General features: G+C 73.8%; 12 protein-coding genes and 1 pseudogene. 5 read left to right on the top strand and 8 right to left on the bottom strand.

Translation table 11 applies throughout. From position 1 onward, the window contains the following. Positions 1-19: 19 nt before the first annotated feature. From OG974_RS08580 to OG974_RS08565, 4 genes are all read right to left on the bottom strand, one after another. Positions 20-631: a hypothetical protein gene (locus OG974_RS08580; protein WP_328761868.1), complete on the bottom strand. Its 612-nt coding sequence runs from the start codon at positions 629-631 to the stop codon at positions 20-22. Between the two features lie 229 nt (positions 632-860). Further along, entirely contained in the window at positions 861-1,685 is an 825-nt protein-coding gene (locus tag OG974_RS08575; protein WP_327282078.1) for an MOSC N-terminal beta barrel domain-containing protein, read from the bottom strand. A 55-nt stretch (positions 1,686-1,740) separates the two neighbouring features. After that, positions 1,741-2,259 carry a DUF6643 family protein gene (locus OG974_RS08570; protein WP_327282077.1) on the bottom strand — a complete coding sequence of 173 codons (519 nt, stop codon included), beginning with the start codon at positions 2,257-2,259 and terminating at the stop codon, positions 1,741-1,743. Between the two features lie 247 nt (positions 2,260-2,506). Beyond that, positions 2,507-3,676 carry a glycosyltransferase gene (locus tag OG974_RS08565; RefSeq protein ID WP_327282076.1) on the bottom strand — a complete coding sequence of 390 codons (1,170 nt, stop codon included), beginning with the start codon at positions 3,674-3,676 and terminating at the stop codon, positions 2,507-2,509. A 353-nt stretch (positions 3,677-4,029) separates the two neighbouring features. Between OG974_RS08565 and OG974_RS08560 the strand changes: the two genes are divergently transcribed. Beyond that, positions 4,030-4,824, top strand: a complete 795-nt coding sequence (locus OG974_RS08560) for an aspartate/glutamate racemase family protein (RefSeq protein ID WP_327282075.1) — start codon at positions 4,030-4,032, stop codon at positions 4,822-4,824. 113 nt (positions 4,825-4,937) lie between these two features. On the opposite strand, the gene OG974_RS08555 is transcribed toward OG974_RS08560, so the two are convergent. Together OG974_RS08555 and OG974_RS08550 are read right to left on the bottom strand one after the other, a co-directional pair. Then, on the bottom strand, positions 4,938-5,855 hold the full coding sequence (locus OG974_RS08555) for an ADP-ribosylglycohydrolase family protein (protein ID WP_327286005.1): 918 nt from the start codon (positions 5,853-5,855) through the stop codon (positions 4,938-4,940). Next, complete coding sequence (locus OG974_RS08550) at positions 5,855-6,454, bottom strand: TetR/AcrR family transcriptional regulator (RefSeq protein WP_327282074.1); 600 nt, start codon at positions 6,452-6,454, stop codon at positions 5,855-5,857. The genes OG974_RS08555 and OG974_RS08550 overlap by 1 nt, the downstream gene beginning before the upstream one ends. Positions 6,455-6,594: 140 nt before the next feature. On the opposite strand from OG974_RS08550, the pseudogene OG974_RS08545 reads away from it, so the two are divergent. Next, positions 6,595-6,786, top strand: a pseudogene (locus OG974_RS08545) (FAD-dependent monooxygenase); the annotation flags it as partial. An 11-nt stretch (positions 6,787-6,797) separates the two neighbouring features. On the opposite strand, the gene OG974_RS08540 reads toward OG974_RS08545, so the two are convergent. After that, the gene (locus OG974_RS08540) at positions 6,798-7,274 is read right to left on the bottom strand and encodes a VOC family protein (RefSeq protein ID WP_327282073.1); all 477 of its coding nucleotides are present in this window, start codon (positions 7,272-7,274) and stop codon (positions 6,798-6,800) included. 124 nt (positions 7,275-7,398) lie between these two features. Here OG974_RS08540 and OG974_RS08535 point away from each other — a divergent pair, with 124 nt between their 5' ends. The 3 genes from OG974_RS08535 to OG974_RS08525 are packed head-to-tail and all read left to right on the top strand — an operon-like array spanning position 7,399 to position 10,094. Further along, positions 7,399-7,914, top strand: coding sequence for a hypothetical protein (locus tag OG974_RS08535; protein ID WP_327282072.1), 516 nt, complete (start codon positions 7,399-7,401; stop codon positions 7,912-7,914). 43 nt (positions 7,915-7,957) lie between these two features. Further along, complete coding sequence (gene lnt / locus OG974_RS08530; protein WP_328761863.1) at positions 7,958-9,559, top strand: apolipoprotein N-acyltransferase; 1,602 nt, start codon at positions 7,958-7,960, stop codon at positions 9,557-9,559. A gap of 34 nt (positions 9,560-9,593) precedes the next feature. Next, entirely contained in the window at positions 9,594-10,094 is a 501-nt protein-coding gene (locus OG974_RS08525; RefSeq protein ID WP_327282070.1) for an NUDIX domain-containing protein, read from the top strand. A gap of 15 nt (positions 10,095-10,109) precedes the next feature. Here the strand turns inward: OG974_RS08525 and OG974_RS08520 are convergent, their stop codons facing one another. Continuing rightward, a complete protein-coding gene (locus tag OG974_RS08520; RefSeq protein WP_327282069.1) occupies positions 10,110-10,880 on the bottom strand; it encodes a trypsin-like peptidase domain-containing protein in 771 nt (256 codons plus the stop codon). Positions 10,881-11,010: the final 130 nt, after the last annotated feature.

Below are 11,010 nucleotides of genomic sequence, written 5' to 3'. Positions count from 1 at the left end.
GGGCCGGTGAGATGCCAGGTCAGCTGCCCGCGCCCGCCCGGCCCCAGTCCGGTCCCGCCGCCGCCCACGCGCGGTCCAGCCGTATGTACCGACGATGCATGAGCCTTCGTACGACCAACCGGCGGACCGTCTCCACCAGCGCGGCCGCCCCGAGGGCGGCGGCCAGGCCCACCACCGCCGCGTGGACGCTCGCCGAGGACCGGTCGAGGGGACGCCCCACGAGCCGGCCCTGCGTATCGGTCCATATCCGGAACCGGTCACCGGCCTGCGGTGGTTCCTCCGCGGCCGGCACCGTGCCCTGGTGGCTGCTGCCGTCGGGCGCGGTCCAGGACGCCACGATCTGCGTACGCTGCGGGGCCTGCCGTTGCGCCGACGGATCGGCCTCCGTCCCCGCGGGCGGGACCGCGGCAGGCCGCACCACCACCGCCGGGACCAGGTACCGCTCCTGCCGCTGTTCACGCGCGGCACGCTGAAGCGTGCCGTCCACCTCCAGGCCCGCGACCGTGCCGACGGCCGGAGCCACCAACAGGACGCACACCAGCGCGGCGAACGCCACCCATGCCTCGAAGAGGTCAGTCGTCCGGCGCAGCGGATTGCGCCGCCAACGCCACACACCCATTGCTGTCCACACGGTCCGGCTCCCCCAACTTGTGCCAGTCTCCGTCTGCCTGCGGTCCAAGCCTCCCGCATGCCCCGAAAAACCGCATTCCGGGACGCGCGGCAGCCTTGTCACCCGATCCGGTGCACGGTCCCGGTGGTCTAAGCCGAGCCCGCGCACTTTCCCGTCACACCTGTCGAATGCACCAACGGCCCGCCCGTGGTGCTTGGTTCCAGCGATCCTCCAGAGCCGCCCGAAGGTGTCATTCCAGGACGCGGACCTCGTCGCCCACGCGCACCGTTCCCACCCGCACGGGAACCAGCTGCCGCCCGAAGGCCAGCGACTTGCCGATCCGCCGGTGCCGGGCCAGCGTCTTCAGCGGTTCCTTGCCGCGCTCCGCCGTCGCCTGGTCCGTGGTCGTGACGATGCACCGCCCGCACTCCCGGACGCCGCGGAACACGGCGTCGCCGATCGCGATGCGCCGCCAGTCGTCCTCGGCCCACGCCTCGGCGCCGGCGACCACGATGTTCGGGCGGAATCGATTCATCGGCAGCGGACCCTCTTCGGGATGGTCCCCCTGCGCGATCAGCGCATTCAGGGCGTCCAGCGACGTGAGGGTGGCGAGAAGGACCGGATAGGCGTCCGCGAGGCTCACCGACTCACCCGGCAGCGCGTACTTCGGGTCCACGGGCCGCCGCACGGCGGGCTCGTCCATGTGCACCAGCCGCGCCGGCACCCCCAGGTAGGCGCTGAACCAGTCGGCCGCGGCGCTCGACGCGACCACGGTCTCGATCTTCTTGCCGAACAGGACGACCGGCTCCAGGGGACCCGGCGCAGGCGCCTCCACGACCAGCTCGGCCATGCCCGGAGCGGACAGCGCGATGGCGCCGCCCCCCAGCGGACGCGCCGCGGCCAACGCCAGCCGGGGCTGCTGGCGTTGGGTGATGACCGTGCCCTCGGTGTCGACCAGTGCCCACCGCCGGTCCCCGGACAGACCCCAGGGCTCCACGGCCACCTCGTCGGGAGCTGTCCCCGCTACCGACTTGACGGGATGGACGTGGAGCGCCTGGACATACAAGTTCGACATGGGAGCATCCTGCCAGGAGCTCCCGCGCACGCCCCAGTGAGCGCCCGGGGGCCCGTCAGTAGCCGCGCCCCTGGTACGGGCGGCCGTAGGGGTCCTCGTACGAGGCGGCCGGAACCGGAGCCGGAACCTGCATCGGGCGCGGAGCGGCCGGACGCATCGCCTCGTACCCGGTGCCCATGGCCACTGGCCGGGGCTGCTGCGGCTGCGCCTGCTGCATGTAACCCGCGCGGGCCACGGCCGGCTGCTGCTGCGGGATGTACGGGGCGGGCGCGTTCTGCAGGGGCATCGGCGCGGGCGCCGCCTGCTGGTACGGGTACCCGTACGCAGGGGCTTGCTGCTGCTGCGGCACGGCCGGGGGCAGCGCGGCCGGCAGCGCGGGCAGCGAGGAGGCGAGGGCCGGGAGGTACCCACCGCTCGAATAGCCGGCGCTCGGGGAGTCGTACGCGGCCGGAACGCGGATCGGGGCGATCTGCGGAGTGCCGCGTTCGGCGACGAGGGAGTCGTAGATGGGGGTGTCCGGGAAGGAGGGCGCGGAGTAGTAACCGCCGCCATAAGTGGAGCGGGGGGAGGTCATGGGACCTAAGTTAAGCCCACGACTTCACCGGGTCCATAGCGAGGTGTGACGAACACCGCGCTGACCTGCATATTCGCAGGTCAGAGCCACACGCTTCACTTCGCGTTCACGTGCACGTTTTCGCCACTTCCGCACCGGGTTGTTCCTACTCGTACTCACCGGTTGGGTGTTGCACGGATGTGTTGCTGACATAGCGTCACAACACGGTGACCTGGGATGACATCGGCCCGGTGGGCGGTTTGTCGTTTCAGGCATCACTTGGGCGGGCATAGGTACGGCCCTTCCATGCCGCGCCGCGCCCCCGGTAGTGCTGGACCGCCGAGTCGACGGTCATCAGGAGGTACAGGAAGGCCGTGAGCGGAAGCAGCGGGGCGAGCACGACGGGCTGGCGGTAGTACCGCAGCATCGGCAGATAGGTGCCGGCCATCAACAGCCAGGCGAGCCCGCCCGCCCACGCGGTGGCGGCGTGCCCGCCGGCCAGCCCCGCCAGGAGGGCGGCGGGGGGGACGAGGTAGACGAGCACGAGCCCGGCCACCGTCCCGGCCAGCAGCAGGGGCTGGTGACGCAGTTGCGCGTACGCGCTGCGCGAGACCATCCGCCACAGGTCGGCGAGTGCCGGGTACGGACGCACGCTGTCCACCCGTTCCGCGAGCCCCAGCCAGATCCGGCCGCCCGAGCGCCGGACCGCGCGCGCGAGGGAGACGTCGTCGATGACGGCGTGCCGGATCGAATCCGGAACCCCCGCCCGCACCGCCGCCCCGGTCCGCAGCAGGACGCAGCCGCCCGCCGCGGCGGCGGTCCGGCCGGTCGGGCGGTTGATCCGTCGGAAGGGGTAGAGCTGGGCGAAGAAGTACACGAAGGCCGGTACGACGAGCCGCTCCCACGGGCTGACGGCACGGAGCCGGGCCATCTGCGAGACCAGATCGAGCTCGGCGGTCGTCGCGGCCGCGACGAGCTCGCGCAGGCTGTCGGGCTCGTGCGCGATGTCGGCGTCGGTGAGCAGGAGGTACTCGGGCTCGCTGGCACGAGCGGTCCGGGCCAGCGCGATGCCGTGGCGCAGCGCCCACAGCTTCCCGGTCCAGCCGGGTTCCGGCTCGCCGGGGGAGACGACGGTGAGGGGCAGCCCGGGCTGCTGCCGGGCCAGCCGCCGGGCCAGGGCGCCGGTCCCGTCGGTGCTGCCGTCGTCGACCAGGATGACCTCGGCTTCGCCGGGATAGTCCTGCGCGAGCAGCGAAGGCAGGCTGCACGGCAGCACCTCGGCCTCGTCCCGGGCCGGGACCACGATGGCGACGGAGGGCCAGCGGGCGGGGGCACTGCGCGGCGGCAGCCGCACGTCGGTCCGCCAGAACATGCCTTGGGCGAGCGTGAGCCAGATCCAGACGAGAAGGGACGCGCAGGCGGCGCAGAGAAGGCCCATGCGCGCAGTCTGCCGAACCTTTCGGGGCATGTCGCGCATTCGGGGGGTCGGGGGCCGAGGTGGCGGGGTCCGTGCGCTCGGTGATGGCGGGGGGCGGTCCCGGCAGCCGCCCCCACCTCCAGCCCCTTGGCCGGTTCTCGTGCGCTCGCCCCCGCGGGGGACCTCCCGCCTCGGGCGGCTCGCGTCGGCGCGGGTACGGCTCGGAGGGGGTGCCGGCCAGCGGGTTTCCAGGTTCGAGGGGGTCGGCGTCTCCCGTCGGGCCGGCTTCGGGTCCCCCTGCGGCACAGCCGGGTTCCGGCCGCCGTGGGCCTCCGTTTGGGGTTTTCGGGTCGGGCTTCGATTAAGGTGACCAGGTGAAGATCGCCCTCATGGACTCCGGAATCGGCCTCCTCGCGGCGGCCGCCGAGATGCGGCGGCTGCGGCCCGACGTCGATCTGGTCCTCTCCTCCGACCCCCTCGGCATGCCCTGGGGGCCGCGTACCCCCGACGATCTGACCGGGCGGGCTGTGGGTGTGGCCCGGGCCGCCGCGGGGCACCGGCCGGACGCGCTGATCGTGGCCTGCAACACCGCCTCCGTGCACGCCCTGCCCACCCTCCGGGCCGAGCTCGAACCCGGAATCCCGGTGATCGGGACCGTGCCCGCGATCAAGCCCGCTGCCGCCGCGGGCGGGCGCGTGGCCATCTGGGCCACCCCCGCCACCACCGGCAGCCCCTACCAGCGCGGGCTGATCCGTGACTTCGCCGCCGGGGCCCGGGTCACCGAGGTGCCCTGCCCGGGGCTCGCCGACGCGGTCGAAGTGGGGGACGACGCCGCCATCGCGGCGGCCGTCGCCGCTGCTGCCGCGCTGACCCCGACCGACGCCACCGACATCGTCCTCGGCTGCACGCACTACGAGCTCGTCGACGCGATCATCCGCGCCGCCCTGGCCGAGCGGACCGGCGGCGCCGAGCTCCGCTTCCACGGTTCCGCCGAGCCCGTCGCCGTACAGGCGCTGCGCCGCCTCGGCGCCCTCCCCGATCCCGGTCTGCCCCGTACCGGAACCCTGACCGTCCTGCTCAGCGGGCAGGAGGGCGAGCTCCCCGCCGCCGCGCTCGGCTACGCCGAAGGGCGGCTGCTCGTGGGTGAGGGCGCGCCCGTCGGGAGATGACCCCGCAGGACCTCGACCTCGTCCCGGCCGCCACCGGTCCGGCGCGAAACCGCTGCCACGGCGCTGACCGCGCGGTGCCTGCGGTCAGCGCCCGAGGCTGATCCGCCCGACCGCTACGCATGTTCCGCCAGCGAGCGGGCCAGCTCGCCCAGTGCGGACGCGTCCAGTACCCGGTCGCCGAAACCGGGCAGCGGTACGTGTAGCGCGGCGGTCCATTCGGGCGGGATCGCCGCCTGACCGTAGCGGGCTCCGGCCAGGGTGCCGGTGACCGCCGCCACCGTGTCGGTGTCCCCGCCGAGGTCCACGGCGGCCCGGACGGCCGGGGCGAACCCGGTGGTCGTCCGCAGCGCCCACACCGCGGAGCCCAGGCAGGGCCACACCGCCCCGTTGAACTCGGTGGCCAGCGCCGGATGCCAGTCGGGGCCGAGGACGACCCGGTACCGCTCTCGGTGGTCGGGGTGCACCGCGCCGAGCACCTCGGGGAGGGCGGCCAGCGGATCGTCCCCGCCGAGAGCCACCCGTACGAGCTCGTGCAGTACGGCCGTGCCCTCCCAGGCCGCCCGGTCGCCGTGCGTCAGCGCGGCGATCCGTCGGGCGGCGTCCATCGTCGCCTCGCGTCCGTCGGCGGCGAAGTACACCGCCGAGGTGGAGGCCCGCATCAGGGAACCGTTGCCGGCCGCCCGCGCGTTGATCTGGAAGTGCAGTGCGGCGGCCAGGTCCCAGGCCTCGCCGCTGGTCAGCACGTCCTCCGTCTGGAGCCCGATGTCCTTGGGATGGCCGGCCGCCCAGCGCTGGAACCGCCCGAAGACATCGGGGAGTTCGAGACCGCCGTGCTCCAGGAGTGATTCGCCGACCAGGACGGCCATCTGCGTGTCATCGGTCGCCTCGCCCGGATCCCAGCCGCCGCCCCCGCGCATCTCCTCGCCGCGGGCCGTCAACTCCCCGGCGGGACCGAACTCGTAGGGCGCGCCGAGCGCGTCACCCACGGCCGAGCCCAGGACGGCGCCGACGGCGCGGTCGAGTTGAGTGATCACGTTTCCTCCTCGGGCGGTTGGGGGCATACGCAGGCCAGTACACCGCGTGCGAAGCCGTCCGGGTCGTCGAGTCCGGCGGCGGCGAGGGTGTCCGGCGCCCCGGCCAGCAGGTGGGGGATCGCACCGTGCAGGGCGAGCGTGAGAGCCCGGGCCCGGTCCGGTCCGGCCGCGAGCCCGGCCGCGCGCAGCAGCCGCTCGTGCGCCGCGAAGTCCGCCGAGCCGATCGGGTCCAGCAGTGCGGCCAGCCACGGGCGCCGCGCCGCCTCGGTCTGGAGCTCCAGGTAGGCGAGTACGCGCGGCCGTCCGGGGCCGGCCACGTCGCGCAGCAGTCCGGCGAGCAGGGTCGCCAGGCCGGCCCGGTCGGCGGGCCCCGGCCCGGCTCCGGCAAGGCGGGCGGTCAGTGCCCGGTACTGCTCCAGGCAGCGTTCGGCGGCGGCCCGCAGGAGCGCGTCGCGGGTCGGGAAGTAGTTCTTGGCCGTGCCCAGCGGTACGGCGGCAGCCATGTCGACGGCACGGTGCGTCAGTCCGCGCCCGCCCGCTCCCGCCAGCACGGTGACGGCCGCGTCGCGCAGCCGGTCCCTCCGGTCCTGATTCACGTTGCCACTTAACCACAGCCGTGGTACCGCAGGTGTGGTAGTCGTGGGCGTGCTCGCGGGATCGCGTGGTGCGCGGGCCGAGGAGGGACGCCGTGCGGAACGGCACGAACGGCGTGAACGGCAGGAACGGCAGGAACGGCCTCGATGTCGAGGCCCTGGCCCGCGCGGTCGCCGCCCACGGGCGGGCCGGCCTGCCCGCCGCCCTGCGCGCGTACGACGGCGAGCGCCGCCGCAGTGCCCAGCGCGTCGCCTTCGCCTCGCGGACCCTGCACCGCTTCGTGAGCGGCCGGCGCCCCGCCCTGCGCGACGCGCTCGTCGGCCTCCTGCCCGGCCGAGCCCGGGGTCACCCGCCCGCCAGCCGGCCCTCCAGCTCGTCCTGGGACACGTCCTCCAGGTGGGTCAGGAACACCCACAGGTGCCCGAACGGGTCCCGGAGGATGGCGGTCCGGTCGCCGTGGAACTGGTCGGTCGGCGGCTGGAGCAGTTCGGCGCCCTCGGCCACCGCCGTCCGTACGAGTGCGTCCACGTCCGGTACGAACACGTGCAGCGCGGCGGAGGTGCCGCCCAGCGCGGGCGGGGCGCTGAAGGGTCCTTCGGAGACGTCGCCGAGCATCAGAGTGGCCCCGGCGATCCGTACCTCGGCGTGCAACACCCCGCCTTCGGGGTGATCGAGGCGGAAGTCCTCGACGGCGTCGAAGGCCCGCCGGTAGAAGGAGAGCGCGGCCGGTGCGTCGGCCACCATGATGTGCGGCACCACCGCGGTGCGGTAGCGATCGGGAACGGTCTGTACGGCGCGCTGGTCTGCCTCGTGAGTGCTCATGGGTGCGAACGTAGGACCTCAAGTTTGCTTGAGGTCAAGGCCGGGCAGGTGACTTCGCGACGCCCCCGCGCCGCGAGGGCGACAGGCAGTGGCGCAGATGCGGAACGTGAGTACGCTGCTACACATGACGGTTCACCCCCCGGGTCCGCTGTGGACGGGACGGGCCTCCAACCGCGCGCAGTGGCTCCTCGCCGTGGCCGGTGCGGCCTGCCTCGCACTCGGCGTGGGGCTCGCCGTCGACTCGAACTGGACCGGCGGCACCGTCCCGCTGCTGATGTCCGTCATCGGCTGCCTCGCCGTCGGCCTGCTGATCCTCTACGGCACCCTCGCTTTCGTGCACGTCGCCGTCACCGTCGACGCCGAGGCGATGGAGGTCCGCTGCGGCCACATCGGGCTGCCGCGCCGCAAGATCCGGCTCGTGGAGGTGGACTCCGCCGAGTTCCTCCCCCGGATCACCCCCCAACAGTGGGGCGGTTGGGGCTACCGCTGGCGGCCCGACAAGGGCACCGCCGTCATCGTCCGGCGCGGCGAGGGAGTCGAACTGCGGCTCGGCGACGGCAAGGTGTTCACGGTCACCGTCGACGATGCCGAGAACGCGGTCCGGGTCATCCGAACCCACCTGCGGACCCTTGCCCGCTGAAGGTCCTCCCGCTGCCGGCGGGTGGGCACGTACACTCCGGCAAATGAGCAGCAGCATCACCGCAGAGCCCGGCCGCGCCGCGGAGGCGGAAGCCGGAATCGAAGCCGCCGCATCGCCGTGGAAGCGGTGGGCGGCCTCCTGGCCGCTGCGCGCCGCCCTCGCGGCCGGCTCCGGCGCCCTGCTCTACCTGAGCTTCCCTCCCCGCCCGCTGTGGTGGCTGGCCCCCTTCGCCCTCGCCGTGCTCGGCGGCTGCCTCCGCGGCCGCCGCGCCCGCGCCGGCTTCGGCCTCGGGCTCTTGCACGGCCTCGGCTTCCTGCTGCCGCTGCTCGTCTGGACCAGCGAGGGAGTCGGCCCGGTCCCCTGGCTCGCCCTCGTCACCCTCGAAGCCCTCCTGATCGGCCTCACCTGCCTCGGGATCACCCTCGTCAGCAGGCTCCCCGCCTGGCCCCTGTGGGGCGCGGCCGTCTGGATCGCGGGCGAGGCACTGCGCGCCCGGGCCCCCTTCGGCGGCTTCCCCTGGGGGAAGCTCGCCTTCGGCCAGGCCGACGGGATCTTCCTGCCGCTCGCCGCCCTCGGCGGCACCCCGCTGCTGTCCTTCGCCGTCGCCCTCTGCGGATTCGGGCTGTACGAGGCCCTGCGCGTGGCCCTGGGCCACCCCCGCCGGGCCGCCGCGGCCCTCGCCGCGCTCGCCGTCGCCACCCCGATCGGCGCGGCGCTCGCAGCCCGACCGCTCGTGTCCGACGCCCCCGAGAAGGGCACCGCCGTGGCCGCCGTCGTCCAGGGCAACGTCCCGCGAGCCGGTTTCGACTTCAACGCCCAGCGCCGCGCGGTCCTCGACAACCACGCCAACCGCACGCTCCAGCTCGCCGCGGACGTCAGCGCCGGACGGGTCACCGCGCCCGACTTCGTGGTCTGGCCGGAGAACTCCTCCGACATCGACCCGTACATCGAGCCCGATGCGTACGCCGTCATCGACGAGGCGGTCAAGACCATCGGCGTCCCGGTCGCGATCGGCTCCGTACTGGTGCCGGAGACCGGCCCGCTGCGCAACACGATGATCCTGTGGGACCCGGTCAAGGGGCCCGTCGACACCTACGACAAGCGCAAGATCCAGCCCTTCGGCGAGCGCATCCCGATGCGGTCCTTCGTCCGGCTCTTCAGCTCGGACGTGGACCGGGTGCAGCGCGACTTCGGCCCCGGCAAGAAGCCGGGCGTCTTCGACATGGCGGGCAGCCGGGTCGGCATGGTCACCTGCTACGAGGCCGCCTTCGACGACGCGGTGCGCTCCACGGTCCGGGCGGGGGCGCAGGTGATCGCCGTGCCGAGCAACAACGCGACGTTCGGCCGCTCGCAGATGACCTACCAGCAGCTCGCGATGGACCGGGTGCGCGCGGTCGAACACAGCCGGACCGTGCTCGTCCCCGTCACCAGCGGTGTCAGCGCGGTGATCCGCCCCGACGGGGAGATCGTCCAGGAGACGAAGATGTTCACGGCGGACGCGCTCGTCGCCGAGATCCCGCTGCGCTCCACGCAGACCCCGGCCACCCGCTTCGGCCCGCTGCCCGAGTACGCGCTGCTCCTGGTCGCGGCGGGCGGCCTCGGCTGGACCCTCGCCCGCCGGATCCGGGCCCGCAGGACGTCCTGACGGGGTGGCGCCGGCGGTTTCGTAGGGTCGGGGGATGACCACACCTGATTTCATCCGCCAGATCCGCGCCTCCGCCGGGAACCAGCTGCTCCTGCTGCCCGGGGTGACCGCCATCGTCTTCGACGACCGGGGGCGCGTACTGCTCGGCCGGCGCTCCGACACCGGCCGCTGGTCCGTGGTCGGCGGGATCGCGGAGCCGGGGGAGCAGCCCGCCGTGACGGCGGTGCGCGAGGTGTACGAGGAGACGGCGGTGCACTGCGTGCCGGAGCGGGTGGTGCTGGTGCAGATGCTCGAACCGATCACCTACCCGAACGGCGACGTCTGCCAGTTCCAGGACATCACCTTCCGCTGCCGGGCCACCGGCGGAGAGGCCCGGGCCAACGACAGCGAGTCGCTGGAGGTGGCCTGGTTCGAGGTGGACGCCCTGCCCCCGCTGGAGCCCTTCGCGGTGGACCGCATCCACCGCGCCCAAGGCAACGACCCGACCTGGTTCGCACCCGTGCCCGGGCTCCCGGAGGGGCAGCGCCTCGGCTGACGTCCGGGGCAGGGGTCAGCCTGCGGAGACCGCCGCCTCGCGGTAGAGCTCCAGGGCCTGGTCGCCCATCACCGCGCTGTACGAGACCTCCGGGACCATGCCGCCGTCCTCGTAGCCGCCGAGGACGCCGGTCAGGGCGCCGTCCGCGAGCCAGGGGCTGCCGCTCGTGCCGCCTGCGAGGTCCGGGCAGTCGATCCGCCGCTGCGTCTGCGAGAACAAGCCCGTGGCGTTGGCGCAGCGCAGCGGGACCTCGTCGGTGCTGGGGTAGCCGAGGATCGTCACCGTCACGTCGTCCGGCTGCTCGGTCGCCACCGGGAAGCCGCCCACCGTGTCCTCGATGCGCCGGGTGCCGCCGTCCGCCGGGACGACAGTCGCGAAGGCGATGTCCTGGTCGGGGTCCCGGCCGTCCGTCCACTCCGGGGCGACGTACGTGCCGGTCAGCTTCCACGTGCCGTACGGGGCCTTGCCGTCGCGGTAGCCCGGCGCGAACACCGTGCTGTCCGGATTGTCCAGGCAGTGCGCGGCGGTCGCGATCACATCGCGGTCGTCGCTGTGCACCACGGCCGCAGTGCAGAAGTGCCCGCCGTCGAGGGTGTCGGCGAACAGGGCGCCCACCCGGTTCGCCGCCGCGTCGGATCCGGCCTGGACGGTCACCCCGAGCGGCGGCACGGCCGCGGCGTCGGGCAGGTCCACGCTGACCAGGGCGGCCATCGCGGCCAGCGCCAGCAGGATCCGGGCCGCCGCCAGCCGGGTGCGGGCTCGGTCGGCCTGTCGTCGGAGGTGCATGCGCGGGATCATGCCCCGAGCCTCCCCGCCGAAGCTATGTCCGGAGCCCGATATTCCATATGAATGCGCTGTGAATCCGGGCCCCACAGGTGAGCGGCGCGTGGCGGGGGCGCGCGGGGCGGGCGAGACT

Origin of the sequence: Streptomyces sp. NBC_00597 (assembly GCF_041431095.1) — a bacterium.
Taxonomy (GTDB): domain Bacteria; phylum Actinomycetota; class Actinomycetes; order Streptomycetales; family Streptomycetaceae; genus Streptomyces.
The sequence above is the reverse complement of the archived record's forward strand: the minus strand, read 5'-3'. Positions and strand labels throughout refer to the sequence as shown.